Here is a 25,727-nt window from a genome sequence, read left to right on the forward strand (position 1 = left end):
ACCCGTCGCCACTACGCGATCCGACGCACCCGGCGGATGGCGAGGTAGAGCAGGAGCAGGGCGAGGGCGACGAAGATGCCCGTCTCGATCCCCTGGAACAGCCAGAACCGGTCCGCCGGCTGGTACAGCTGCCAGTTGTACGCGCCCGGCTCAAGTCCCAGTTCCGCACCGCAGACCCGGCCCTCCGGTCCCTTGCCGCCCGGCGGGCACTGGATCCGGCCGCCCTCCGAGATCATCGTGCCGTCGGGGTTCCGGACGCCCTGGGCGAGTACCCAGTCCCCCCGGCTGATCTCCGGTGGCCCTTCCCCCTCGATCGGGAAGGTCTGGGTGCGGGCCGGCTGGTAGTGCCGTCGGACCAGGAGCTCCACCGCCGCCCGGACGCCGATGTAGCCGGCGAGGGTGATGCCCATGGCGGGCAGCATCCGCTTCCAGACGGTGCCCGCGAAGACGCCCAGCGCCACGGCGAACAGGGTGTACCCGATCGGGACGATGCCCTGCAGGTCGAAGACGATCATGCCGAACCGGCCCTCGTGCGCGGCCTGGGTGAGCGGGTCGACCCACCACGACATGCCCAGCCCGTAGATCGTCGCGAGGATCAGGACGGCCGCGCTCACCAGCCCGAACTTCACCAGAGCCCAGCGGGTGCGGCCGACGCCCTGGGTCCAGACGAACCGGTGCGTGCCGTGCTCCACCTCGCGGGCGACCAGCGGGGCACCCCAGAACAGGCCGACCAGCGCCGGCAGGGTGATCAACAGCACGGCCACCAGGGTGAGGCTGCCGTACTGGTTGCCGAAGCGCCGGAAGCCCGCGTCGCAGGCCTCCCGGGTCGCCGCCGCCACGTTGGGGTCCGCGAGCTGGCTGGCGCAGTCGGTCAGCCCGAGGTCGGCGTAGGTGTTCCGCATGGCCAGGCCGATGGGCACCAGCAGGGCGGCGAGCGCCACGAGCCCCAACAGGGTGTAGAACGCCTGCTTGCGGTGTTGCCGCCAGGTCAACCAGATCATGCCGCCACTCCCCACTCGCTGTGCCGGGTCTGCGTGGTGCCGTCGGCCAGGTAGGCCAGCACGACGTCCTCCAGGGTGACCTCGCGCACCGTCCAGGCCGGGTCGGTGACCGGGCCGTCGGTGCGGACCAGCAGCGTGGACTGCCGATCGGTGTGGCTGGCCCGGACCACGGCGGCGACGCCCCCGATGACGCCGCCGTCGTGCCGGGGGCCGACCAGTTGGCGGTGCCCGGCGACCAGGTCGTCGACCATGCCGGTGAGCTGCACCTGGGCGGAGTTCAGCACGATCAGGTAGTCACAGACCCGTTCCAGGTCGGCCAGCAGGTGCGAGGAGAGCAGGACCGTGGTGCCGGACTCCGCGACGCTGCCCATCAGCGACTGGAGGAACTCCCGCCGGGCCAGGGGGTCGAGGCTGGCCACCGGTTCGTCGAGCAGCAGCAGCCGGGGCTGCTTGGCCAACGCGAGGGCGAGCGCCACCTGCGCCCGTTGACCGCCGGAGAGCTTGCCGACCGGTCGGTCCGGGGGGATGCCGAGCTGGGCCAACCGCTGGCGGGCCAGCGTGGCGTCCCACCGCCTGTTCAGCTTGCCACCGGCGATGACCAGCTCGGCGGCGGTGAAGTCCCGGTAGAGCGGGGTGTCCTGGGCGACGAACCCGATGTCGGCCAGACCCTCCGTGTCGCCGTACGGGGATCTGCCGAAGACCCGGACCGCGCCCGCGTCCGGCTTGAGCAACCCGACGGCCAGGTGCAGCAGCGTGCTCTTGCCCGCGCCGTTCGGCCCGACCAGCGCGGCGATCCGGCCGGCCGGCAGGTGCAGCGAACAGTCCCGCAACGCCCACGTGCTGCCGTACCGCTTGCCCAGCCGGTCGGCCTCCAAGACCATGTCCATCCTCTGTCCTCTCGATCCCGGCTGCGCCCGCGGCTTCGTGGCGGAGCAGCCCTTGGTGCGATGCCTGGTGGTTCGCTCGCCGTACACGCTCAGGCGGGCTCCGTCTGCGGGGCGTCGTCGGCGAGGGTGGCGCGCAGCGTGGTCTCGACGAGCGCGATGACGTCCTCGGCCGAGAGGCCCGCGGCCTGCGCGCGGTGCAACCAGGCGACCAGGTCCTCGCGTAGCTCGGCCTGGTTGGGCAGGGACGCGCCGGCCAGGGTGCGCTGGACGAACGTGCCCACCCCGGGTCGGCCGCCGACCAGACCCTCGATCTCCAACTCCCGGTACGCCTTCAGCACCGTGTTCGGGTTGATCGCCAGTGACTGCGCGACGTCCCGGACCTTCGGCAACTGGTCGCCCGGCGTCAGCAGACCGACGCGCAGCGCCTGCTTCACCTGCTGCACGAGCTGCATGTAGGTGTTCACCTTCGACCGGCTGTCCAACACGAACTCGATCACGCGTGATGATCCTTCCTGTTGTCCTACGACAGTAGGACTAATAGACAGCTTCATCGGTGCCCCCGTCGCTGTCAAGTACACGGCGCGTCGCGATGCGTTCGGCGCGTCGGGCTGGGTGGCACCGGCGGGCCAGAGGTTGGCACCAACGGGCCAGTCCAGCGGGAAGGGACCGGCACGGAATTCGTGCCGACGGAGAGGTGTTCGATGGTCACCAACGAGGTGGCGACGTCGAGAGCGACTCCACTACAGGTGGCTCGCGCCCGGGGGCGGGTACGCGGGCGGTTGATCCTGCTCGGCCCGGCGTTCGTCGCCGCCGTCGCCTACGTCGACCCCGGCAACTTCGCCACGAACTCCGCCGCCGGTGCCCGCTACGGCTATCTGCTGGTGTGGGTCGTGGTGGTGGCCAACCTGATGGCGATGCTGGTGCAGACACTGACCGCCAAGCTGGGCCTGGCCACCGGGCGCAGCCTGCCCGAGCTGTGCCGGGAACGGCTGCCTCGGCCGCTGAACCGGCTGATGTGGGTGCAGGCCGAACTGGTCGCCATGGCCACCGACCTGGCCGAGGTGATCGGTGGCGCGGTCGCCCTCTACCTGCTCTTCGGCATTCCGCTGCTGCCCGGCGGTCTCCTCATCGGCACGGCGGCGTTCGCCGTGCTGGCCCTGCGCTCGCGCGGGTTCCGCGCCTTCGAGATCGCCATCGCCGTACTGCTCGGTGTGATCGTCCTGGCCTTCGCCGCCAACCTGCTCGCGTCCGGCTCCGATCCCGGCTCCGCCCTGGCCGGTCTGGTGCCTCGGCTCCAGGGCACCGACAGCGTGCTGCTGGCCGCCGGCATCCTGGGCGCCACAGTCATGCCGCACGTCATCTACGTGCACTCCGCACTGACCCGGGACCGCATCCCGGCCACCGACGACACCGAGCGCCGGGTCCTGTTTCGCGGCCAGCGCGCCGACGTGCTGCTCGCGCTGAGCGCGGCCGGCGCGGTGAACCTCGCCATGCTGTTGATCGCCGCGGCCAGCTTCCGTGGTGGCGGCCCGGGTGGCGCGGACAGCCTGGAGGGTGTGCACGCCGGGCTCGGCCAGACCATCGGCACCGCGGCGGCGTTCGGGTTCGCCGTCGCCCTGCTGGTGTCCGGGCTGGCCTCCACGAGCGTCGGCACCTATGCCGGCGAGGTGATCATGCAGGGCTTCCTGCGGCGGCGGGTCCCGCTGCTGCTGCGCCGGCTGGTCACCCTGCTGCCGGCCCTGGCCGTGCTCGCCATCGGCCTCGACCCCACCCGAGCCCTGGTCCTGTCCCAGGTCATCCTCAGTTTCGGCATCCCGTTCGCGCTGATCCCGGTGGTCGCCTTCACCCGGCGACGCGACCTGATGGGCAACCTGGTCAACCACCCGCTGACCACCGCCGCCGCGTCGCTGGTGGCCGTGCTCGTGGTCGCGCTGAACGCGTTCCTGCTCTGGCAGGTCACCACCCGTTGAGCCGGCGGGGCTGTTGAGCCGGTTGAGCCGCTGGGGCCGCTGGGGCCGATGGGGCCGGTGTGGTCAGGTGCGGCGGCCCTCGTCGCGGGTCGAGATCTCCTGACGCTGTTCCAGGGCGTCGGCCGGGTTGGCGTCGGCCGGCAGCGACGTCACCTCCTCGAGCGTGCCGCCCGGGAGGGCGCCCTGCTCGGCCAGGTCCGCCTCGGACGCCTCCGGGTCGACGTCACCCGACACCCGGTCCGGCGGCCCGTAGTCGACGGCGTCCTGCCGTTGCTCCTGGGCGTCCGCCTCCGGAGGAGGGAACGTGTCGCCCTGATCATCTGAGTGCGTGCTCATCGGAGCCTCCTGCCCGGCGGTTGTCGACATGCCGCCGGGCCGCTGCCTACCCCGCACCGCGACACTCAGGCCTGCCACCCGCTCACGATCCACTGGCGCGGCAGTGCCCCCCGGTCGCGCCCCGGACCGTCGTCGGGGCGCCGAGATCCACCGGCGCCGGGCCGCCCGTGCAGGTGAGCGCGCCCACCTGACCGCCGGCGAGGATGGGCGCCGACGTGGTGCCGGTCAGCGCCAGCGCGCCGGTGACCCGCGCCCCCACCATCGTGACGTGGTCGGTGGTGCCGGTCAGCGCCACCGCGCCGCGTACCTCGGTGTGGAGCAGCTCCACGGCGGCGGCGCGGGAGGAGGCCAGGCTCCCGGCGATGGTCGAGCCCTCGGCGACCAGTGCGGCGCCGGCCGCGACGGTCACCGGACCGGTCACCGTCGCCGTACGCAGGCAGGTGACGCCGGTGGTGACCGCCAGTGGGCCGGTGTGCCGGCCGCTGACCACGCGGGTGCAGGCCGGTGGTGGCGGGATCAGGGTGGCCACGAACGTGTGGGCGGCCCCGATGTTGCCGACCGCGTCGATGCCCCGATAGTCGATGGTGTGCCGGCCGTAACCGGGGGACCGCTCGGCGAACGGGGACACCGACAGGCCGCCCGAGCCGAGGTTGCCGTAGACCAGGCCGTCCACGTCGGTGCCGGTGGCGGTGAACCGGAACGGCGACCGGGCGTCGGTGGGCCAGCCGTAGTAGTTGTGCCACCCGTCGCCGTCGAGCCGGAACTCGGCGGTGACCTGCCCGGTGCCGTCGTCCGTGCCGGTCAACCCCATGGTGAAGGGGCCGTTGTACACGTACTCGGTGGGTCGGCCCGGCCGGGTCGTGGTGAGCAGCGGCTCGGAGAGGGTGGACGCGACGTCGGGTCCGGTCGCGTCGACAGCCCAGGTGCGGGTCACCACCGCGCGGGTCGCCGGGTCGCTGACCCGCGCGGTCAGCCGGTGGGTGCCGCGCGACAGTCGTAGAGCGCCCAGCCGCACATCCCGGTCGCTGCCCGTGTCGGCCACCGGTCGGCCGTCGATCGACCAGCGCACGCGCGGAACCCGGTCGGCCGGCTGGCTGGTGCGCACGTACACGACGTCGCGGGCGCCAACCGGTCGGTCGGTCGCGGTGGAGTCGGTGATCGCCAGCGGCTGCGCCACCGGCGGGGTGCGCACGCCGGTGTCCACCGTCCAGGTGCGCGTCTGGGTCAGCGAGGGCGAGCGGCGCACCGCCGGGTCGCGGACGAACTCCGTCGGGTCGGTCACCGTGGCCGTGACGGTGTGCCGGCCGGACTTGAGGCGCAGCGTCCGCAGGTCCAGGTGGCGGGCGTTGCCGGTGCGCGGCACCGCCCGGCCGTCCACCGACCACGTCACCGTCAACGCGTGGCTCACCGGGTGCAGGGTGTCCACCCAGAGCAGCCGGTCCGCGCCGACCGGCTGGTCCGTGGCCGTGCCGCCCTCGACGATGCCCACCCGGCCCGCGATCCGCTCGGTCATCTGCTCCCGGCCGACCTGGTCGAAGTAGAAGCCCAGCGACTTCATCATCGAGTGCCGGCTGGGCCGCCACACCCCGCGCTGGAGGTAGAGGCCCCCCTCGTAGCGGCCGATCGTGCCGCCCGCCTCGCTCGGCTCGCCCAGCCAGCGCCACCACTTGGCGCGGGTGTCGCGCATCTGCCGCTCGGTCAGCACCGTGTGGTGCGCCGAGTCCGGTTCCGGGCCCTCGTACGTGTCGCCGGGCACCCCACGGCCGTAGTAGTCGTACTCGTCCTGCAGGCCACCGAGCGAGTGCCCCAGCTCGTGCGGGCTGATCAGCGCGGAGAGCGCGTTGCCGCCGGAGGCGGTGGCGTTGCTGCCGCCCGCCCCACCGTAGGTGCCGCTGTTGGCCAGGGCGATCAACTGCCGGTTGCCCGGGGTGGTGCCGACGGCCAGATCGGCGTACGCGTTCGCGGCGACGCCGTCGACGGTGAGCAGGCGTTGCACGCTGGCCGGGTTGCAGCCACCCCAGAAGCCCATGTCGAGGACGGTGTCGCGCCGCGGCGCGGACAGGCCGGGGTCGCAGTCCACCCCGGACTCCGGTGAGACGATCTCGATCGCGTAGACGTTGAAGTAGCTGCGGTAGGACTTGAACGGCTCGATCGTCCACAGGGTGTTGAGGTGTCGGTCCACGTGTGACCGGAAGGCGGGCAGGTCGGCCTCGGTGTAGCCGTCGCCGAGCAGCACCAGGTTGAACCGTTTCGCCGGATCACCTGTCACCTGGATCGGCACCACAGTGGCGGCGTCCACAGGTGCGGCCGCGGCCGGTGTGGCGACCGCCAGCCCCGCCGCGACGAGCACCGCGACGCACAACCCCGCTCTGATCCGCACCCCGCGCCCCTTCCGTCGTGCCGGGCGGCCGGACGGCGTCGGACGTCGGACCCGGCGGGGCGCCGTCGTCCGGGTCGGCCGTGACCGCGGTCACCTCGGACCGTACCGGGGTGCGGGCCGACACGTAAGCCCGCGCCGTCCTCGGCGCATCGTGAGGGCGGGGTGACCGTTCGGCTCGCGGGGTGACAGCACGTCGACGACGCGCGGCCACCTCGGCCGCGCCGACCACGCCGGTGGCCGGGATCGGCCAGGATGGGCAGGTGGCCGGTCCCGGCCGCGACGAGGAGGGTGGGCGATGCGGGTAAGCGGACGGTTGACCTGGGGGCGGCGTACCCGTGCGGGTGTGGCGTCGGCGGCGCTGCTCGCCGCGGCGGTGGCGCCGGCCGTCGCGCTGACGCCGGCAGCGGCGGCGGGCGCGGCGGCGGCCGGGACGCCCGTCTGCCAGGTGCGCGACGACCGGCTCCGCGAGCTCTCCGGGATGGTCGCCACCGACGACGGGTACGTCATGATCAACGACGGTGCCGACGACGAGGCCCGCCGCCGGATCTTCTTCCTCGACAAGCGCTGCGCGGTGGTCCGGGCGGTGGCCTTCCCGTCCCGCCCCCGCGACACCGAGGACCTGGCCATCGGCCGCGACGGCACGGTCTGGGTCGCCGACATCGGCGACAACGACCACTCCCGGGCGACGATCGCCGTCTGGCGGCTCGCCCCCGGGGCGGACGAGCCGGTGCTGCACCGGCTGACCTACCCGGACCGTCCGCACGACGCGGAGGCGCTGCTGCTCGACGCGTCCGATCGGCCGGTGGTCATCACCAAGGGCGGCAGCGGCACCGTCTTCCTGTACGCCCCGACCGCCGCGCTGCGGTCCGGGGCGACGACGCCGATGGCCTCGGTCGGCCAGGTGACCCTGCCGACGACGAACACCAGCAACCCGTTCTCGTTCCTCGGGCGCGGCGTGATCACCGGCGCGGCGAGCGCACCGGACGGGCGTCGGGTGGTGCTGCGCAGCTACGCCGACGCCTTCGAGTACGACGTGCCCGACGGCGACGTGGTCCGCGCGCTGACCGCCGGCACCGCGCGGATCACCCCGTTGCCGGACGAGCCCCAGGGCGAGTCGATCACCTACAGTCGCGACGGCCGCTCGTTGCTCACCGTCTCCGAGTCCGCCGACCAACCACCCGGCACCCGTCCGACGATCCTGCGCTACCCGGCCACCGACGGACCGGCCACCGCCGCGCGCCCGACAGATTCCGCCGCCTCGGCGTTGCCCACCCTCGTCCGACCGATCGCCGAGGAAACCACCGGCCCGGGCAACCGCACCTGGCTGGTGGCGGCCGGCGTCGGAACACTTGTGGTGCTGCTCGCCCTGGCCGGCGTGCTGCGGTGGAGGCACACGGCGCGCCGCTGAGCGCACGCCGGCGGTGCGGCAGGATGGTGGGATGTCCGTGCTGTCCACGTTGCGTCACCCGATCGTCGCGGCCCCGATGGCCGGTGGCCCGTCCACGCCAGCGCTCGCGGCTGCCGTCTCCGCCGCCGGTGGGTTGGGCTTCCTGGCCGCCGGGATGATCGACGTCGAGCGGATGACCGCCGACGTCGCGCAGGTTCGCGCCCGCACCGACCGGCCGTTCGGCGTCAACGTCTTCCTGCCCGACCCCGGCGGCGTGGACGAGGCCGCCGTCCGGGCGTACGCCGAACGGCTCGCCCCGCAGGCCGCCGCGCGCGGGGTGCGGCTGGGCGAGCCGGTCGGCGGCGACGACGCGTACCCGGAGAAGCTGGCCGCGCTGCTCGCGGACCCGGTCGGAGTCGTGTCCTTCGTGTTCGGGCTGCCAAACCGGGCGGCGGTGCGCGCCCTGCGCGAGCGGGGGACCGAGGTGTGGGCCACCGTCACCCGCCCGGACGCCGCGACGGCCGCCGCCGACCTGGGCGTGGACGCGGTGGTGGTGCAGGGTACCGAGGCCGGCGGGCACCGGGGCGGGCTGCCGGACGACGACGACTACGCGTTGTTGCCCCTGCTCCGGCTGGCCGCCGCCCGCTGCGACCGGCCCCTGGTGGCCGCGGGGGGCATCGTCGACGGTCCCGGGCTGGCCGCCGTGCTGGCTGCCGGCGCCGCCGCCGCGCAACTCGGCACGGCCTTCCTGCGCTGCCCGGAGGCGGGCAGTTCGCCGATGCACCGGGCGGCGGTGGCCGGGGCCGCGCCGACCGCGCTGACCCGGTCGTACACGGGCAAGCGGGCCCGGGGCGTGGCCAACGACTTCCTGCGCCAGCACGACGCGTCGGCGCCGACCGGTTACCCGCAGGTGCTGCACCTGACGCGTCCGCTGCTGGCCGCCGCCCGGCGCGACGGCGACGCGTCCGTCGCGAACCTGTGGGCGGGGCAGGCGCACCCCCTCGCCCGGGATCTGCCGGCGGCCGAGGTGGTCACCGAGGTGAGTGCCGGCGCCCGAACCGCGCTGGCGGCGGTGGTCGAGCGGTCGGCGCGCTGGGGCTGACCGGCGGCCTCGGGCGGTCGGGACCGCCGACCGGGAAACCCGTAGAGTCTCGCCGTGATCGAGATCGGTGCGCAGGTCGACCTGTCCCACCCGCCCGACCGGGTCTGGCGCGCACTCACCGATCGGAAGCTGCTCGGGCGGTGGTTCGCCGAGGCCGACACGGTCGAGGGCGTGGCGGACCGACTGCTGCTGCACACGGCCGAGTTGCCCGGCTTCGAGGCCAACGTCGAGGTCGAGGTGACCGAGCGGCAGGAGGCGGCGCTGCTCGTGCTGGCCTGCGACGAGGCCGGCCGGCTCAGTGAGCTGACCTGCGCGGTCACGGCCACCAGCCAGGGCTGCCGGTTGGAGGTACGAGAGGTCACCACGCACGGCGCGTGGTCCGCCGACCAGCACGACCCGCGTGAGCAGCAGCTGCGGCAGGCGCTCACCGTACGGCTGCCGGCCATCCTCGACTGGCTCGCGTTCCAGCAGGTCGACCTGCGCCGCGCCGACGGTGGGATGACCACCGAGCTGCCGCTGATCGGTGCGCCCGGCTCGTCCGGCCGCACCCGCCGTCGGCGTCGCACCCTGGTCGCCGCCCTGGTCACCGGTGCCGCCCTGCTGACGGGGACGGCGGCCTGGATAACGGTGCCGCCCGAGTCGACGCCCACCGCCGCGCCCGTGTCGACCGGATCGCCGTCGCCGTCCGTCCCGGCCGGCACGACCGCCGCCGCCCGGACGGCAACCCCCTCGGCGCGCCCCTCGCGGAGCACCGCGTCGGCGAGCACCCGCCCGAGCCGGACCCCGTCGGCGCAGCCGCCGAGTCCGCCCGCGTCCGCTGTGCCACCCCCACCGCCAGCGCCGCCGGTGCCCATGGTGGCCCGTTACGAGACCGACTCCAGCCGACTGTTCGGCTACACCGGCGCGGTGGTGGTCGGCAACCCCGGCGGCGTGCCGGTGGCGGACTGGGCCGTGGTGGTCACTCTCGGCGAGGGCACGACTGTCGACGACGTCGACGGCGCGAACTGGCGACAGGACGGGCGGGCGATCACCTTCACCGGAGCCGCGGTGGCGGCCGGAGGCTCGCAGACGATCAGCTTCGACGTCCGCGACAGCCGGCCGAAGGCCCGGGAACCGGAGAGCTGCACGATCGGCGGGCAACCCTGCGCGGGCCTCTGACTAGGCTGCCGGCATGGCACTGCTGCACAAGGCGACCCTGCGCCCCACGAAGCTCGACCTGCTGGCGACCTGGCTCCCCGACCGAGAGTGGTACACCGGGCCCGCCGGTGCCGAGGTGGTGAGCCGAGGGGCCTACCGCTTCGACGATCCGGCCGGCGAGGTCGGCATCGAGACACTGCTGGTCAGCACCCCCGACGGGCCGGTGCACCACGTCCCGCTGACCTATCGGGCCGCACCCCTCGACGGTGCGGACACCTGGTTGGTGGGCACCACCGAGCACTCGGTGCTCGGCCGGCGCTGGGTCTACGACGGCTGCGTCGACGAGGTGTACGCCGCCGCGCTGGCCCACGCCATCCGCACCGGCTCTGGCCAGGCGGAGCAGTACTTCGAGGTGGACGGTCGGCGTGAGGTGCGCGAGCCGAGTGTGACGGTCACCGTCAGCGGCGCCGGGAACGCCGACGCGCCCCCGGTCGGCGCGGTGCGCCGGGTGGTCGACGAGGACAGCACGCTCGTCGTCACCGACACCGTCGAACTTGTCGTCGTCCGCCGCCCCGCCGCCGCCGCCGACGCCGACGGCGCTGCGCTGCTCGGCAGGTGGAGCGGGCAGCCGACGACCGTGCCGCTGGCGTACCTGCGAGCGCGGTGACGTTGCGGTGGGCGGCCCGGCGAGTCGGACCGCCCACCGCGTTCACCACTGCGCCGGAGGCGGGGGCGGCGACACGGGCGGCCGGTCGTCGCAGGTGATCGTGTTGGGCAGCAGCCACGGCGCGAGCCAGCCGCCGTCGTTGCCGCCGAGGTCGGTCACCGTGAACTCCGAACCGGCCGGGGTGAAGTGGAACGAACCGCAGTTGTTGACCCCCACCGCGCCCACGTGACGGGCGTCCACGTTGGCGAACGAGGCGGACCCGGCCGAGCGGGCGCTGACCACCGAGGTGCCGGTGCCGTCGACCCGGATGTCGCGGAACCGCACGTTGGAGATCGAGTAGAGGTCCTTCACCGGCCAGTCGCTGACCAGCATGATCGCGTTGTAGGTGCTGTCGAGGTACGCGTCGCCGGTCACCTCGACGGCCGCGTCGATGCTCCGGTCCAGAGCGAAGAACCAGATGGCGCCCAGCCCGATGTTCCAGTTCAACTCGTACGTGCCGGCGCGGGCGGTGGTGTTGTCGGTGATCCGCAGGTGCCCGGTGAACGGCTCCGCGCCGAAGCGGGCCCCGACGTGGATGCCGCTGCCCTCGCGGACCGGGTCGGCGACGAGGTTGTGCGAGACGGTGGTGTCCGTACCCCCGTAGATGGCGATGCCGTTGGCAAGCGTGGGCGACTGCACGGTGTTGTGGTCGAACGTGTTGCGCGCGTTCGCGGTCTTCTCCGACCACATCGCCAGACCGTCGTCGCCGGTGTTGCGGACGAAGTTGTGCGCCACCAGGGAGTCGGTCACTCCGGTGTGGAAGTTGAGCGCGTCGGCGATCTGGTCGACGACGATGTTGTTGGTGACGCGGACGTTGCGCATCGGCCCGTCGAACCACAGGCCGGCCTTGGTGTGGCGCAGGTAGAGCCCGTCGATCGTGGAGTCGCTCATCGCCCCACCGATCGCGTTTACCTGGTCGGTGTCGATGCGTTCCCGGACGTCGCCCTCGATGGTGAAGCCGGAGAGGTGGACGTTGCGGCTGCCGCCGTCGGCGGCGTCGCGGCCGTAGAACCCGACGCCTGTGTGCACCGAGCCGTCCGGCGCGGGCGTGGGCAGGGCGACCTCGCGGCCCTTGATGACGGTGTACCAGTTGCCGGCGCCCTCGATCGTCACGTCGTCGACGATGATGTGCCGGTTGACCTGGTAGGTGCCCGGCGGAACGTAGACCTTGAGGTGGGCGCGCCGGGCGAAGGCGATTGCCCGATCGATCGCGTCGGCGGAGTCCCGCCGGCCGGTGGGGTCGGCGCCGAAGGCGAGCACGTTCGCCGCGAGCAGCCGGACGCGGGGCGGCGCGACCAGCTCGGAGTCGAGCAGGTCGATGACGGTCCAGGCGGCGGCGCTGCCGGTCGGCGCGGTCAGGCGGATCCGGTCACCGGCCCGGTAGGTGCGCCCGAGCAGCAGTCGCTGCTCGTCGTAGAAGTGGGTGGGCCGAAACGGCGTGCTGATGCTCGGGTACGGCGTGGTGGCCGCCGGCACGCACTGGCACTCGGTGATCCACCAGTCCGGGTGCAGCAGCCCGGCCTGCGGGTCGTTGGAGAACGGGTACTGGTTGTAGAGCCAGGAGTACTGCGAGGTAAGCGTCATGGTGCGGACGTGCCTGCCGTTGGCGTCGACACGCAGCGGAGCGGTGATCCCACCGCCGGACGGGGCGTCCGGGATGCTGTACCGCACGCTGATCCCGTTCGCCGCGCTGGGGAGGACGAACTCCACGTACTCCCCGGGGGCGAGCCGGACCGCCCGGCGGCCGGAGGCCTCGGCGGGCAGCGTGTAGGCCGTCCGGTCGGGGCCGATGATCTCGCCGTTGGTGCGGGCGTTCTCCGCCTCCTGTTCGACGAAGTCGACGTCGGCGCCGCGCCCGACGACGAGTGCCGGGTCGAGGGCGGCGCGGGTGACCACCGGTCGCGTGCCGGCGGGCGCGGGCGGGCCGGCGACGGCGACGGTGGGCACGGCGACGAGCACGGCGAGGCCGGCGGCGAGCGCCACGGCGGTGCCGGCTCGTCGGCCGGGGCGTCCCCGGGCCGGCAGGATGCTGCGAATCATCGGTGACCCTCCTGGATGGGTGGTGGTGGAGGTCCGCCCGGCGCTTCCCCCGACGCCCGACATTGATCGTCATGATGCAGCACCGGACATCGCACTGCAAGACCACAATCGAAGAACGAAAATAGGCGACCACTAGACCGCAAGAAATGGACGATCGGCGAGTTGAGGTGTCGCGCTTCGCCTGCGCCCAGACCGCCCACGCCCGGCGTACGCTGGGCCTCGTGGATCAAGAAGACCGGATCGCCCTGTTCCTCGACTACGAGAACCTCGCGTTGGGGGCGCGCGACCACCGTGGCGGCGCGGACTTCGACTTCCGGCCGATCGCCGACGCGCTCGCCGAACGAGGTCGGGTGGTCGTGCGCCGCGCGTACGCCGACTGGTCCTACTTCGACGAGGACCGTCGGATGCTCACCCGGTCCCACGTCGAGCTGATCGAGATCCCGCAGCGGATGGGCGCGTCCCGGAAGAACGCCGCGGACATCAAGATGGCCGTCGACGCGATCGAGTTGGCGTTCGAACGCGACTACATCTCCACGTTCGTGATCTGTAGTGGCGACAGCGACTTCACCCCGCTCGTGCACAAGCTTCGCGAGCTGAACAAGCGGGTCATCGGCGTCGGGGTCGAGGGGTCGACGTCGGCGCTGCTCCCGCCGGCCTGCGACGAGTTCCTCTACTACGACCGCCTGGAAGGCGTGGACATCCCGCCGACCCGCAGCCGGCGCGGTCGTCCGACCCGCCCGGCCGGCCCGGATCAGCGCCCGCCCGAGCCGGAACTCGAGCGGGAGCCGGAGCCGGAGGTCGGTCGGCCGGCCGGTGAGGAGCCCGGACGGGACGTGGACGCGCTCGCCGTGCTCGTCGCCCAGACGGTGGCCGGTTTGCAGGGCAGCGCCAACGGTGAGGTCACCGCGTCCCGGCTCAAGCGCACCCTGCTGCGCAAGGACCCGACGTTCAGCGAGTCCGACTACGGGTTCCGCACCTTCGGGGAGTTGCTGCGGCACCTCGCCGAGCACACCGTGATCGAGCTGGCCGAGGGGCCCGCGAAGGGCGACCCCGAGGTCTCGCTGCCCGAGCACGGCGACCGGGAGGTGGCGTTCGGCCTGCTCCGTGGCGTGGTGGCGGAGCTGGGCAGCAGCGGTAACCCGGTGGCGCTGTCCGGGTTGAAGAACCAACTGCGCCGGGCCCGGCCCGACTTCAGCGAGAAGAAGCTCGGTTACCGCAGCTTCCTGCAATTCTGCAAGGCCGCGGCCACCGGTGGCGTGGTCGACCTGCGGTGGAGCCCAGAAGCCGACGACTACCTGCTGACCACTCAGAGCTGAGCGCCCCGCCCCGCCCCGCCCCGCCGCGCCCGGCCCGCCCGCCGCGCCCCGCCGGCCCGCCGTGCCCGCCGACCCGGCCTCGCATCGACGTCTGTCGAGCGGGAGTGCCGGAACTCCCCCTAGGGTGAGTGGTAGGGCTGCCCGAGGGCGAGGTGAGGGTCGTCATGCCGGGACGTGGCGAATGGACGCTCGTCGGCCGCGACGACGAGCTGAAAATCATCGAGGACGTCGTGTCGTCGCGGTTGCCGGGGCTGGTGCTCGTCGGCGCCGCCGGGGTGGGAAAGACGCGGCTGCTGCGGGAGGCACTGGCCCGCGCGGCCCAGGACGGCGTCGAGTGCCACTGGGTCTCCGCGACCGGAGCGGCCCGGTCGATCCCGTTCGGCGCGGTCTCGCACCTGATCCCCGCGCAGACCCGACCGCGTGCCGATCCGGTGGGGCTGGTCGGCACCGTCGAACGCGACTTCGCCCGGCGCGGTGGTGACCACCCCATCGTGATCGGCATCGACGACGCCCACCTGCTGGACGAACCCTCCGCCGGGCTGCTGCACCAGCTCGCCGTACACGGTCTCGCCGTGGCGGTGGCGACCGTCCGGGCGGGCCTCCCGCTCTCCGACGCGCTCACCTCGCTGTGGACCGGGTCCGGCCGGCGACTCGACGTCCGCCCGCTTCCGGCCACCGCAGTGGAACACCTGCTCGACGAGGCCGCGCCCGGACCGCTCGACGCGATCAGCCGCCGGCGGCTGACGCGGCTCGCCGACGGCAACCCGCTGCTGCTGCGGGAGTTGTTGGCCGACGCCATGGACACCGGGGGGCTCCGCGAGTCGCGGGGGGTCTGGCGGTGGCGCGGCACCGCCTCGGGCAGCCCCCGGCTCGCCGAGCTGGTCAGTGCCCGGCTGCGCGCCCTGGAACCGGCCGCCCGGCAGGTGCTGGAGGTGGTCGCCTGCGGCGAACCGCTCTCCCTGGCGCTGCTGGAACGATTCACCGACCCGGCCGCGATCGAGGCCGCCGAACGCAGCGGCATGGTGGTCGCGGAACGCTCCGGCGCCCGTACGGCGCTGCGCATGGCCCATCCGCTCTACGGGGAGGCGCTGCGCGCCAGCATGCCGGCCAGCCGGTCCCGCACCGTGTTCGGGCAACTCGCCGACGTGCTGGCCAGCATGCCGCTGCGGCGACGGGACGACGCGCTTGTCGCCGGGGTGTGGCAGCTCCGTTCGGGCAGCGTCCGGCATCCGGGCATCGCGCTGGCCGCCGCCCGGCAGGCGATCGACAGGTTCGACATCGACCTGGCCGAGCGGTTGGCCCGCACGGCGTACGACGCCGCGCCGGGCTGGGAGGCGCAGTGGCTGCTGGCCCGGGTGTTGCAGTACCAGGCGCGCAGCCAGGAGGCGCTCGACATGCTTCCGCCGGCCCCACCGCCGGGCAGCAAGCGCCTCGCCATGTGGGCGATCACCCGCGCCGGCCTGCTCTACTGGGGCCTGGACCGGATCGACGAGGCGCACGAGACGCTGCAAATGGTGCCGGCGGGCTCGCCCGGCCACGACCTGGCCGAGGCCACCCGGTCGTGGGTGCTGTTCTACGACGGCCGGTGCGAGGCCGCGCTGTCCGTCGGCCAGGCCGTGCTGGCCCGGCCCGACACCGGGGTACGGGCGGCCAGTTGGGCGACGATGGGCGCGGCGTCGGCGGCCGGGATGCTCGGTCGGCTCGGGCTCGCCGCCGAGCTGGCGGAGCGGGGCCGGGCGGTGCTCGCCGCCGAACCCGAGCCGATGCCGTGGAACGAGGCGCAGGTCGGGTTGGGGCTCTGCTACGCCCAGTACGCTGCCGGCGAGCTGACCGCAGCCGCCGACCTGGCCGATCACGGCTATGCCGCGGCGGTGGCCAGCGACGCGCGGGGAATGGTCGCCGTGTGGGCCGGGTTCCGGGGGATCGTCGCCAAGACCCAGGGACGGCTCGACGCCGCCGAGGCGGACCTGCGGGAGGCCATCGCGCTCGTCGAGGAGAACGACCAGTACCACCTGGTGCGCACGTACTGGGCGGCGTTGGCGGGGGTCCGCGCGCTGGCCGGCGACCCGTCCGGCGCCCGCCGCTGGCTGGCCGCCGCCGACGCGCGGGAGCGCGCCGCGAACCGGATCTTCCACCCGTGGGTGGAGTTGGATCGCGCCTGGGTGCAGGTGGCCGAGGGTGATCTTACCGCCGCGATCCGTACCGCCCGCACCGCCGCCGACCTGGCTCGGGGCAGCGAGCAGCCGACAATCGAGGCGGTGGCGCTCTACGAGTGCGCGCGGCTGGGCGCGCCCGAGTCGGTACGGGAGCGGCTGGGCGCTCTCGCCGAACGGCTCGGCGGGCTGGCGTCGACGCTCGCCGGCGCGGCCGACGCTCTGGTCCGCGATGACGGGCCGGCACTGGAGACCGCCGCGGGCGAGCTCGTCGCCCGTGGCCACACCCTGCTCGCCGCCGAGGCGCTCGGTGCCGCCGCCCGGGCGTACGCGCGGCGCGGCCGACCACGGGTGGCGGTGGCGCAGCGGGCCGCGACGCTGGCCCGGGAGTGCCGAGCGGTCCGGACGCCCCTGCTCACCGCGACCGCCGCGGGCGCCGAGGAGGCGACGCTGACCCGCCGGGAGCGGGACGTGGCCATGCTCGCGGTGACCCTGCCCAGCCGCAGCATCGCCGACCGGCTGGGGTTGTCGGTGAACACCGTCAACAACAACCTGGCCCGCGTCTTCACGAAGCTGGGTGTGCGCAACCGCCGGGAGTTGGCAGTGGTGCTCGGCCACGACCGAGCGGGGGCATCGGACAGGTCACCGGGCGCGATTGATCCTCCACAGTAGGTAAGGGCGACTGATCTACCGGGTTACCGCACACCTGCCTACCGTGCGGTAACAACTACCGGCGCACCTCAGTCCCTGGAGGACGGCATGAGCCAATTGCACCCGGGTGGACCGCCAGGACCGCGACGCACCAGGTCGCCCCGCGTCCACAATGCTCTCTTCGCCGCCGGGGTGGCGGTGGCGGTGGCCACGGTCACCGCACTTGTCGCCCCGGCCGCCGGCGGCGCACCGGCCAGCCCCGCCGCCGCCGGTGCGGAGCGGGCGTCGTACGACACGCCGCCGTGCACCCGCGAGTTGGAGGGTACGACCTGGCTGCTCGACCCGTGCGTCAAGCCGGGCGGGAAGCTTCCGGTGGAGGTCGAGGCGCGGCTCGCGCAGATCCGGACCCAGCACGCGGCCGAGGCGGCCGACTGCCCGGACCCGACCGGATCGCCGTCGGCCTCGACCGCGCCGACCCGGGCGACCCGGCCGCCCGTCACGGCGGAGCCGGTCGCGAAGCGTGCCCCGGCCGCCACCGCGACCGCACCCACCACGACGGCGTCACCCAGTTCGACGACGTCACCCAGTTCGACGGCCTCGCCCACCGGCACGCCCTGCCCCTCCGGCAGCGCGTCGCCGTCCGGTAGTGCCTCCCCATCCGGCAGCGCCTCGCCGTCGGGCAGTGCGTCGCCCTCGGGTAGTGCGTCCCCCTCGGGCAGCTCCTCGCCGTCGGGCAGCGCGTCGCCGTCCGGCAGTTCCTCGCCGTCGGGCAGCGCGTCCCCGTCGGGCAGTTCGTCGCCATCGGGCAGCGCGTCGCCGTCGGGCAGTGCGTCGCCCTCGGGGAGCGCGTCGCCGTCGGGCAGTTCCTCGCCGTCCGGTAGCGCGTCGCCGTCCGGGTCCGCGTCGCCCAGCGGCAGCGGCTCGCCGGAGCCGACCGACCCGCCCAACCCGACCGACCCGCCCACCGGCGGGCCGCCCTCGCCACCACCCCCGCCGCCGACCGGCTGCCCCAACGTGGCCGGCAACCCCACGCTGGTGGACGCGAACAAGGACCGGATCCGCTGCCGGGAGGTGCAGACGGTCACGGACGACACGGTGCTGACCCTGACCGGTGACTCGATCAGTTCCGCGCACCACCAGTTCGGTTTCGGGGTGGGCCCCGGCTGCCCGATGACCTCGTTCGACGGCCGCGGCATGCCCGGCAACAACGGCGTCTACAGCTACGGCCGGCGGTACTTCGACCTGGACGGCAGCGTCGTCGACTACGACAACTACGCGCGCACCGGGTACGGCACCGGGGACATCATCGCCGGTCGCGCCGGCCCCGACGCGTGCGGGAACGCCTGGGGTCGGGTGGCCAGCCCACTCGGCCTCGCCACCGCGCGGATCGCGAAGGCGAAGGCGGACGGGCACCACGCGTACCACGCCACCACCGGAGGGGTGAACAACACCAACTGGAACACCGTGCTGATCCGGCTGGCCATGTGTCGCGCGCTGGAGTTCGCCGGGGAGAGCCTCAACCCCACGGGTCTGTTCCGCTTCGAGTGGGCGGCCGTCGGCGGCAAGCAGGGCATCGTCACCAACGGTGGGGGCTGCAACTTCTGGCTCGACCTGCCGGCCGGCGAGGACTACTACATCAACATCGGGGTGCCGCGGTACAACGGCCCGGCTCAGTACGCCGGCATCACCGCCGACGCCACCACAATCGTCAACTCGTTGCTGGCCGCCGGCGCGGACAAGGTCGTCTGGATGCTGTATTACGACATCACCCCGGCCAACGTCGACATCGGTCAGTATTCCTGGGCCAAGCTCAGGTCGTTGCTGCCGACCGGATTGCAGTCCTACCTGCCGGCGGCCCCGGTGTCGACGCTGCAACCGCTCATCGACCCGCTCTGGGTGGGCACCGTGCGGACAGTGATCAGCGATCTGAACTGGGCGGTCCAGCTCGGCGTGCCGTTCGACCCGGCCGTGCGGGTGGCGACCCCGCCGCCGTTCACGCCCGGCGACATCCAGATCACTGCCGAGGGTGGTTCGCCGCACCCCAGCCCCGCAGGCCAGGACGCGTTGGCCGCCACCCTGGCCGGTGTGCTCGGCGACATGTGAGCACCCGCTGATTGGTCGCTCAGGACGGGGAGGATCCGCCGATGCGGGTCCTCCTCGTCAACGCATAGGCCGAAATGCGCCGGAATTACGGCTATCGCCCTGGTATAAGCCCACCTGCGCCGTACCCCCGGCGCAAAATTTGCTATACGGTCGGCGAATGAAGGTCGAGGAGCATTGGTGGAACGGAGACACGACCCCGCGCGGACGCCGGGACGTGTATATCCGTACTGACGGGCAGGGTTGGGAGGTCCGCGCCCAGATCGGTGGGGCGTCGGGTCGTGAGCGGGTGCAGCAGTGCCCAAGCCGGGCCTCGGCGGCCATCCTCGCCGATGCCTGGCGCGGCACCCACCCATCCTGGCGCGAGCTGAAGCAGCGCTGATCCGGCACCGGGCCGGGCCGGCAAACGCTCCTGGGTTCCCCGCCCGGTGCGCTCCCCGGCCGGCCCGGCGCTCGGCTCATCGGCCAGCAATGCTCCGGCTCTTCAGGGCCGTGGACTGTGGGTCGCCGAGGACGTGGATTCTCCTCGATCAAGTGACGAAAAGTAGGTGTCCGAGGGCGGATTCGACTCCTTTTCATCACCTGATCAAGGGACGCCGCGTGCGGTCCGTGTTCCCGCCCGCAGGCCGGGTACACGGAGACCTGCCGGTCGTGCCCGATGGAGGTCGCCCATGTCGCAGAGCCCCGACGAGGAGAACTCCGGCCTCGACGAGGAGGTCCGGGAAGCCGAGCGTCGGCTCGGCAACCTCACCGCCTCGTCGGACGACGCGCTGACCGACGACGACGCGCGAGTGCCGGACGAGGCCCCCTCCGAGCTGAACGCCGACCAGTAGGTCCACTCGCCTTCGGTGACGTCGGTGTGTCCGGGGCGGTCTGACACCCCGACTTCACGGAAACCGAGTCGATCATGAACGGGCCGGGCCGGGTCGGGGCGGGTCGGGGCGGGTCGGGTCGGTGCGGGGCGGGGCGGGGCCGGCGGTGCTCGCCTCGGTCAGGCGGGCGGGACCGGCAGCACCGCGCCCTCGGCGGCCGACCGGTGCGCCAGCTCGATCAGCTCGACGGTGGCGACCGAGTCCCGCGGGTCCACCGGCATCGGCGTGCCGTCGCGTAGCGCCGCCGCCACCTGCGCGTAGAAGCTCTGGTACGCGCCGGGCTCGGTCGGCACCGTCCGCAGGTCGCCATCCACGCCGAGCAGGCCGTACCGCTCCGGCGGAACCTCGCCCCACCCCGGCTGGCCCGGTCGGCCGCCGTCGTGCAGGGCCGCCTCCTGTACGTCGAGGCCGTACGTCGTGTAGCCGGCCCGATCGCCCAGCACCCGTAGCCGGGGCCCGAGCTGCGCGGTCACCGCGCCCATCCACAGGTGCGAGCGCACCCCGTTGGCATGGGTCAACGCCACGAAGGCGTCGTCGTCGACGGCAGCGCCCGCGCGGCGGCGGTCCACCTCCGCGTAGACGCGCTCGACCCGGCCGAACAGTTGCACCGCCTGGTCGACGAGGTGGGCGCCGAGGTCGAAGAGGGCGCCGCCGGCCTCCTCGGGACCGGCAAGCTCCCGCCAGCCCGGCTTGATCGTCGGTCGGAACCGCTCGAACCGGGACTCGAAGCGCAGCACGCGGCCCAACTCGCCCTGCTCCACCAGTCGGCGGGCGGTCCGGAAGTCGCCGTCCCAGCGCCGGTTCTGGAAGACCGTCAGCGGCACCCCACGCTCGGTGGCCTCGCCGATCAGGGCGCGACCCTCCGCGGCGGTCGGGGAGAGGGGCTTGTCGACGACCACCGGCAGCCCGGCGGCCAGTGCCGCTCGGGCCATCGGCACGTGCTGCCGGTTCGGTGTCGCCACCACGACCAGGTCCAGAGCGTCCGGGGTACGCCACAGCTCGTCGGCGTCGTCGACCAGGCGGGCGTCCGGGAAGTGTTGCCGGGCCTGTTCGCGCCGCTGCGGATCGCGGGTCACGATCGCGTCGAGCCGCAGCCCGGGGGTCGCGGCGATCAGCGGCGCGTGGAACACCCGACCCGCCAGCCCATATCCCAGCAGACCGACCCGCAGCGCCTCCGCCATGCCCGTACCCCCGTCTCGCCGGCCCGCGCCCATCGGTGGCGGCGGCACCGCGCGTCGAATCTACGCCCCGACCTCGGCCCGGTGCTGGTCAGCCCGTCGGGTCGCGGCGCAGGTAGGTGAGCACCGCGAGCACCCGGCGGTTGGTGTCGTCGCTGGGCGGCAGGTCGAGCTTCAGCAGGATGTTGCCGACGTGCTTGCCGACCGCCGCCTCGGTGACGTGCAGTCGGCCGGCGATCGAGGCGTTCGACCGGCCCTCGGCCAGCAGCGCCAGCACCTCGCGTTCGCGGGCGGAGAGCGCCGCGAGCGGATCGCGCGGGCGGTGCAGCAGTTGCCGCACCACGTCCGGGTCGATGGCGGTGCCGCCGGCCGTGACCCGGCGCAGCGTGTCGACGAACTCGGTGACCTCGGCCACCCGGTCCTTGAGTAGGTAACCCACCCGCTGACCGTCGCCGCTGTCCAGCAGCGCCGCCGCGTACCCGGTCTGCACGTACTGGCTGAGCACCACCACCGGCAGGTGGGGTCGCTCAGCGCGCAACGCGACGGCCGCCCGGAGCCCGTCGTCGTGACGGCCCGGCGGCATCCGGATGTCGGTGAGCACCAGGTCCGGTTGGTGTTCGCGGGCCGCGCCCAGCAGTTCGGGCGCGGAGCCGACGGCGGCGCACACCGTGAACTCGAAGCGGGTCAGCAGCGCGACCAGGCCCTCCCGCAGCAGCACCTCGTCCTCCGCGAGGACCACTCGGGTCACCGACGACACGGCAGCTCCACCCGGACCAGGGTAGGCCCGCCGGGCGGGCTGGACAGCAGCAGCCGGCCGTCCACGGCGGCGACCCGGTCGGCGAGACCGGTCAGGCCGGTGCCCCGGGTGGGGTCGGCACCGCCACGGCCGTCGTCGGTCACCTCGACGACGAGGTCCCCACCGGACCGGCCGAGGCGTACCTCGGCGTGGGTCGCCCCGGCGTGCCGGACGACGTTGCCCAGCGCCTCGGACACCACGAAGTAGGCGGTCGTCTCGACGATCTCCGGCAACTCGCCGTGCAGGTCGGCGTGCACGGTGACCGGGATGGTGGCGACGTCGGCCAGCTCGCTCGCGGCGCCGGCCAGACCGAGGTCGGTGAGGCTCTGCGGGCGGATGCCGTGCACCAACTGTCGCAACATCACCATCAGGCCCCGGGCCTGGTCGTGTGCCACGGCGAGGGGTCGGGCCGCCGGGGAGTCCTCGGGTACGTCCAACCGGGCCAGGCCGAGCTGGAGGGTGAGGCTCGTCAGTCGTGGTTGCGCGCCGTCGTGCAGGTCCCGTTCGATCCGGCGCCGTTCCGCCTCGTACGCGCCGACCAGCCGGCTGCGCGAACGGGCGACCTCGCGCAGGGCCGCCGCGTTCACCGGCCAGGCCAGCGCCCACCGGGTCACGGCTGCCTGTGCGGCGGCGATCAGACCGGCCGCGTAGCAGAGGACGGGCAGCAGCAGCACCGCCACGATCGCGTACGGGATGGCTTCCCCGGTGGTCTCGATCGGCTGCCAGATGACGACCGGCTCGGCGTCGCCGGCCAGCCAGGGACTGGTGATCATCCCGAGGTCGAGCAGCACCAGCAGCAGGAAGAACCAGTACACGACGGGCACGAGCCCGCCCAGGCAGAACAGGTACGCCACCTCTCGCCAGGCCCCGGCGCTGCGGTAGCGGGCGACCAGACCCGGCCACGGCGGCGCGGGCAGCGGGCGGTTGTCCACGAGCCGGAGCCGCCACCGCTCGATGACGGCCACCGGGAAGCTCACGATCGGTGCGACCGCCAGCAGGCTGAGGCTGCCGACCGCCAGGAACAGCAGCAGCGCGACGCCGGGCGGCCGACCGTGCAGCAGCAACCCGTTGGCGGCGGCCAGCAGCGGCGCGCCGATGATGAGCAGCCCGACGGAGAGCGTGCCCGCGATCGGCACGGTGCTGATCAGGTAGACCAGCGCCCGCCAGGGCCAGGCGGAGACCAGCCAGGTGCGGCGACGCAGCGCCTCGTCCAGCCGAGTAGGGGGTTCCGGGGTCATGCCGATGACGCTAATCGGGCACGACCTGGTGCCCCAGCCGTCCAGATCCCCTTTCCGAGGTAGGTCCAGCACTACCGACCCATCGCGTGTGCGGCCTCCGGAAACGGGAAGAACGCGGCGTACGTGACCTGTCCGGGCAGCGGCTGGAGAGACATGGGTGCCAGAACCTTCGTGGTTGTCGGCGGTACCAGTGGCCTCGGCCTCGCGGTGGCCCGGCTGCTCGTCGACGAGCATCAGGTCGTGGTGTTCGGCAACGTGCCGGCCGAGGTCGCCGCCGCGACCGACGAGCTGGGGTGCGACGGCGCGGTCTGCGATATCTCCTCCTACGAGCAGGTCCGCGACGGGTTCGCCGAGGTGGTCGAGCGCTACGGCACGATCGACGGGGTGGCGGCCTGCGCCTCGATGTGGGCGGGCGGCGAGCTGGGGGACCTGTCGGTGGAGCACATCCGCCGAGCCGTGGAGATCAACGTTCTGGGCCTCACGTACCTGCTGCGGGAGGTGGTGGGGCACCTGCACCGGCAGGGCCACGGGAATGTCGTGTACATCGGCGCACTGGCGCTGGCGGCCCCCCGGCCCGGCATCCCCGTCTACCGGGCCACCAAGAGCTACGGGAACAGCCTCGTCGACTCGCTGGCCGAGGCGCAGCACAGCAACCGGGTGAAGGTGATGCAGTTGCACCCCGGTCCGATGCCGACGCGGTTGCAGGAACGGGTGGGCGCCGAGTTCCTGGACGAGGTGTACGCCCTGCCGGAACAGGTCGCCACCGAGGTCGTCCGGTTGCTGCTGCTCGAACCCGACGATCTCTACGTGTCCGGTGAGCGCGTGCTGCGCGCGGACGGGCGGTGGTGACGGCCGGAGCCGGACCCGACGACCGTCCGGCGTCGGCCTGGGCGCCGCTGCGGACCGCGGTCTACCGCAACCTGTGGTTGGCCCTGCTCGCCGCCAACATCGGCACCTGGATGCAGACGGTCGGCGCCCAGTGGCTGCTGATCCACCACTCCAACGCCTCCACTCTCGTCGCGCTGGTCCAGACCGCCAGCCTGCTGCCGGTGCTGCTGCTGGCGTTGCCCGCCGGGGTGCTGGCCGACAACTTCGACCGCCGGCACCTGCTGATCGCCGTGCAGCTGTTCCTGGTCGCCGTGGCGGTGGCGTTGACGCTGCTCACCCTGACCGACCGGATGCCGCCGGCGTTGCTGCTCACCCTCACCTTCGCGTTCGGGGTCGGGCAGGCGTTGACCCTGCCGGCCTGGGCGGCGGTGATCCCGGAGCTGGTGCCGCAGGATCAGCTCCGGTCGGCGTCCGCGCTCGGTTCGATAAGCGTGAACGTGGCGAGGGCCGTCGGGCCCGCGGTGGCCGGCGTGCTGATCGCCCGTACCGGCGTCGCCCCGGTCTTCGGCATCAACGCGGTCGCCTTCGGGATCTTCGCGTACGCGCTGTGGCGCTGGCGGCCCCGCAACGCCCGCGCGGTCGAGGTGCCCGAGCGGTTCACCGCCGCCCTGCGCGCCGGCAGCCGGTACGTACGCCACTCGCCGACCGTGCGCCGGCTCCTGCGTCGTGCGCTGGTCTTCGTGGTCCCGGCCAGCGCGCTGTGGGCGTTGCTGCCGCTGGTGGCCGCCCGGCGGCTGGGGTTGGGTTCCGGCGGGTACGGGCTGCTGCTGGCGGCTCTCGGCGTGGGTGCCATCACCGGCGGTGTGCTGCTGGCGATGATCCGCACCCGGCTGTCGGCCAACCAGCTCCTGCTGATCGCCGGCGTGCTGTTCACCGTCGCGCTGACAGTGGTCGGCACCGTGCGGGTGGTACCCCTGGTGCTCCTCGCCCTGCTGCCCGCCGGGATGGCCTGGGTGACGGTGCTGGCCAACGTCAACGCCGAGATGCAGCTCTTCCTGCCCAGCTGGGTACGGGCCCGGGGCCTGGCCGTCTACCAGGTGTGTTTCGCCGGTGGGCAGGCGGTCGGCGCTCTGGTCTGGGGACTGGTGGCCGACATGGCCGGGCTGGTCGTCGCCTATCTCGCGGCGGCGGCGCTGATGCTCGTCGGCACCGCGACCAGCCGGCTCTGGCCGTTGCCGGACCTGCGGTCGGTCAACCGTGAGCCGGCGGCCTACTGGCCGCAACTGCACCTGGCGCGGGAACCGGACCCGGGGGTGGGGCCGGTGCTGGTGACGGTGCAGTACACCGTCCGGCCGGAGCGGGCCGGATCGTTCCTCGCGGCGATGGACCAGGTGCGCGGCGCGCGGCAGCGGACCGGCGCGATGCGGTGGGGGCTGTTCCGGCCGGCCGAGACGACGGACCGGTTCGTCGAGGTGTACCTGGTGCCGTCCTGGGACGAACACCTGCGTCAGCACGGCGGTCGGTTGACCGGCGAGGATCGCGCGGCCGAGGAACGGGCCCGGGAGTTGACCGACGACGAACCGGAGGTGCGGCACCTCGTGCCCGCCGCCGCCGGCCCGACGTTGTCCGACGACCGCGAGGAGCTGTGA

At 73.4% G+C, this 25,727-nt stretch carries 22 protein-coding genes; 12 read left to right on the forward strand and 10 right to left on the reverse strand.

Features of this window, described 5'->3' with window-relative positions; all coding sequences use genetic code 11:
- Nucleotides 1-11: 11 nt before the first annotated feature.
- The 3 genes from ACGFH8_RS15025 to ACGFH8_RS15035 form a co-directional block, all read right to left on the reverse strand.
- Entirely contained in the window at nucleotides 12-1,001 is a 990-nt protein-coding gene (locus ACGFH8_RS15025) for an ABC transporter permease (RefSeq protein WP_393367349.1), read from the reverse strand.
- Nucleotides 998-1,888, reverse strand: a complete 891-nt coding sequence (locus ACGFH8_RS15030) for an ABC transporter ATP-binding protein (RefSeq protein ID WP_393367350.1) — start codon at nucleotides 1,886-1,888, stop codon at nucleotides 998-1,000. Before ACGFH8_RS15030 ends, ACGFH8_RS15025 begins: the two co-directional genes overlap by 4 nt.
- Nucleotides 1,889-1,977: 89 nt before the next feature.
- A complete protein-coding gene (locus ACGFH8_RS15035) occupies nucleotides 1,978-2,385 on the reverse strand; it encodes a GntR family transcriptional regulator (protein WP_393367351.1) in 408 nt (135 codons plus the stop codon).
- A 204-nt stretch (nucleotides 2,386-2,589) separates the two neighbouring features.
- Here ACGFH8_RS15035 and ACGFH8_RS15040 point away from each other — a divergent pair, with 204 nt between their 5' ends.
- Complete coding sequence (locus tag ACGFH8_RS15040; RefSeq protein WP_393367352.1) at nucleotides 2,590-3,858, forward strand: Nramp family divalent metal transporter; 1,269 nt, start codon at nucleotides 2,590-2,592, stop codon at nucleotides 3,856-3,858.
- Nucleotides 3,859-3,921: 63 nt separating this feature from the next.
- Here the strand turns inward: ACGFH8_RS15040 and ACGFH8_RS15045 are convergent, their stop codons facing one another.
- A complete protein-coding gene (locus ACGFH8_RS15045; protein ID WP_393367353.1) occupies nucleotides 3,922-4,194 on the reverse strand; it encodes a hypothetical protein in 273 nt (90 codons plus the stop codon).
- A gap of 82 nt (nucleotides 4,195-4,276) precedes the next feature.
- Entirely contained in the window at nucleotides 4,277-6,574 is a 2,298-nt protein-coding gene (locus tag ACGFH8_RS15050) for a M64 family metallopeptidase (RefSeq protein WP_393367354.1), read from the reverse strand.
- 295 nt (nucleotides 6,575-6,869) lie between these two features.
- On the opposite strand from ACGFH8_RS15050, the gene ACGFH8_RS15055 reads away from it, so the two are divergent.
- The 4 genes from ACGFH8_RS15055 to ACGFH8_RS15070 are packed head-to-tail and all read left to right on the forward strand — an operon-like array spanning nucleotide 6,870 to nucleotide 10,867.
- Nucleotides 6,870-7,982, forward strand: a complete 1,113-nt coding sequence (locus tag ACGFH8_RS15055) for a hypothetical protein (RefSeq protein ID WP_393367355.1) — start codon at nucleotides 6,870-6,872, stop codon at nucleotides 7,980-7,982.
- Nucleotides 7,983-8,013: 31 nt separating this feature from the next.
- Nucleotides 8,014-9,063 (forward strand): nitronate monooxygenase, encoded by a 1,050-nt coding sequence (locus ACGFH8_RS15060; protein ID WP_393367356.1) that lies wholly within the window; start codon nucleotides 8,014-8,016, stop codon nucleotides 9,061-9,063.
- 54 nt (nucleotides 9,064-9,117) lie between these two features.
- Nucleotides 9,118-10,221 (forward strand): SRPBCC family protein, encoded by a 1,104-nt coding sequence (locus ACGFH8_RS15065; RefSeq protein WP_393367357.1) that lies wholly within the window; start codon nucleotides 9,118-9,120, stop codon nucleotides 10,219-10,221.
- 13 nt (nucleotides 10,222-10,234) lie between these two features.
- Nucleotides 10,235-10,867: a hypothetical protein gene (locus ACGFH8_RS15070; RefSeq protein WP_393367358.1), complete on the forward strand. Its 633-nt coding sequence runs from the start codon at nucleotides 10,235-10,237 to the stop codon at nucleotides 10,865-10,867.
- A gap of 42 nt (nucleotides 10,868-10,909) precedes the next feature.
- On the opposite strand, the gene ACGFH8_RS15075 is transcribed toward ACGFH8_RS15070, so the two are convergent.
- Nucleotides 10,910-12,946 carry a glycosyl hydrolase family 28-related protein gene (locus tag ACGFH8_RS15075; protein WP_393367359.1) on the reverse strand — a complete coding sequence of 679 codons (2,037 nt, stop codon included), beginning with the start codon at nucleotides 12,944-12,946 and terminating at the stop codon, nucleotides 10,910-10,912.
- A gap of 221 nt (nucleotides 12,947-13,167) precedes the next feature.
- Between ACGFH8_RS15075 and ACGFH8_RS15080 the strand changes: the two genes are divergently transcribed.
- Together ACGFH8_RS15080 and ACGFH8_RS15085 are read left to right on the forward strand one after the other, a co-directional pair.
- A complete protein-coding gene (locus ACGFH8_RS15080) occupies nucleotides 13,168-14,262 on the forward strand; it encodes an NYN domain-containing protein (protein WP_393367360.1) in 1,095 nt (364 codons plus the stop codon).
- Nucleotides 14,263-14,426: 164 nt separating this feature from the next.
- On the forward strand, nucleotides 14,427-17,087 hold the full coding sequence (locus ACGFH8_RS15085) for an AAA family ATPase (protein WP_393367361.1): 2,661 nt from the start codon (nucleotides 14,427-14,429) through the stop codon (nucleotides 17,085-17,087).
- A 68-nt stretch (nucleotides 17,088-17,155) separates the two neighbouring features.
- Here the strand turns inward: ACGFH8_RS15085 and ACGFH8_RS15090 are convergent, their stop codons facing one another.
- The gene (locus tag ACGFH8_RS15090) at nucleotides 17,156-18,115 is read right to left on the reverse strand and encodes a hypothetical protein (RefSeq protein ID WP_393367362.1); all 960 of its coding nucleotides are present in this window, start codon (nucleotides 18,113-18,115) and stop codon (nucleotides 17,156-17,158) included.
- Here ACGFH8_RS15090 and ACGFH8_RS15095 point away from each other — a divergent pair.
- The 3 genes from ACGFH8_RS15095 to ACGFH8_RS15105 all read left to right on the forward strand — a co-directional run bounded on the left by ACGFH8_RS15095 (nucleotide 18,102) and on the right by ACGFH8_RS15105 (nucleotide 19,999).
- Nucleotides 18,102-19,169 carry a hypothetical protein gene (locus ACGFH8_RS15095; protein WP_393367363.1) on the forward strand — a complete coding sequence of 356 codons (1,068 nt, stop codon included), beginning with the start codon at nucleotides 18,102-18,104 and terminating at the stop codon, nucleotides 19,167-19,169. The genes ACGFH8_RS15090 and ACGFH8_RS15095 overlap by 14 nt on opposite strands.
- A 157-nt stretch (nucleotides 19,170-19,326) precedes the next feature.
- Nucleotides 19,327-19,548, forward strand: a complete 222-nt coding sequence (locus ACGFH8_RS15100; protein WP_030335934.1) for a hypothetical protein — start codon at nucleotides 19,327-19,329, stop codon at nucleotides 19,546-19,548.
- A 289-nt stretch (nucleotides 19,549-19,837) separates the two neighbouring features.
- Nucleotides 19,838-19,999, forward strand: a complete 162-nt coding sequence (locus ACGFH8_RS15105) for a hypothetical protein (protein WP_393367364.1) — start codon at nucleotides 19,838-19,840, stop codon at nucleotides 19,997-19,999.
- Between the two features lie 158 nt (nucleotides 20,000-20,157).
- Here ACGFH8_RS15105 and ACGFH8_RS15110 read toward each other — a convergent pair whose 3' ends face one another.
- The 3 genes from ACGFH8_RS15110 to ACGFH8_RS15120 form a co-directional block, all read right to left on the reverse strand.
- Nucleotides 20,158-21,219 (reverse strand): Gfo/Idh/MocA family oxidoreductase, encoded by a 1,062-nt coding sequence (locus ACGFH8_RS15110; protein WP_393367365.1) that lies wholly within the window; start codon nucleotides 21,217-21,219, stop codon nucleotides 20,158-20,160.
- 88 nt (nucleotides 21,220-21,307) lie between these two features.
- The gene (locus ACGFH8_RS15115) at nucleotides 21,308-21,973 is read right to left on the reverse strand and encodes a response regulator (RefSeq protein WP_393367366.1); all 666 of its coding nucleotides are present in this window, start codon (nucleotides 21,971-21,973) and stop codon (nucleotides 21,308-21,310) included.
- Nucleotides 21,961-23,250 carry a histidine kinase gene (locus ACGFH8_RS15120; RefSeq protein ID WP_393367367.1) on the reverse strand — a complete coding sequence of 430 codons (1,290 nt, stop codon included), beginning with the start codon at nucleotides 23,248-23,250 and terminating at the stop codon, nucleotides 21,961-21,963. Before ACGFH8_RS15120 ends, ACGFH8_RS15115 begins: the two co-directional genes overlap by 13 nt.
- A gap of 153 nt (nucleotides 23,251-23,403) precedes the next feature.
- On the opposite strand from ACGFH8_RS15120, the gene ACGFH8_RS15125 reads away from it, so the two are divergent.
- Both ACGFH8_RS15125 and ACGFH8_RS15130 read left to right on the forward strand, forming a co-directional pair.
- Nucleotides 23,404-24,099, forward strand: a complete 696-nt coding sequence (locus ACGFH8_RS15125) for an SDR family NAD(P)-dependent oxidoreductase (RefSeq protein ID WP_393367368.1) — start codon at nucleotides 23,404-23,406, stop codon at nucleotides 24,097-24,099.
- Nucleotides 24,093-25,727: an MFS transporter gene (locus ACGFH8_RS15130; protein WP_393367369.1), complete on the forward strand. Its 1,635-nt coding sequence runs from the start codon at nucleotides 24,093-24,095 to the stop codon at nucleotides 25,725-25,727. The genes ACGFH8_RS15125 and ACGFH8_RS15130 overlap by 7 nt, the downstream gene beginning before the upstream one ends.

The organism is Micromonospora sp. NPDC049175 (assembly GCF_043197345.1).
Lineage (GTDB): Bacteria > Actinomycetota > Actinomycetes > Mycobacteriales > Micromonosporaceae > Micromonospora.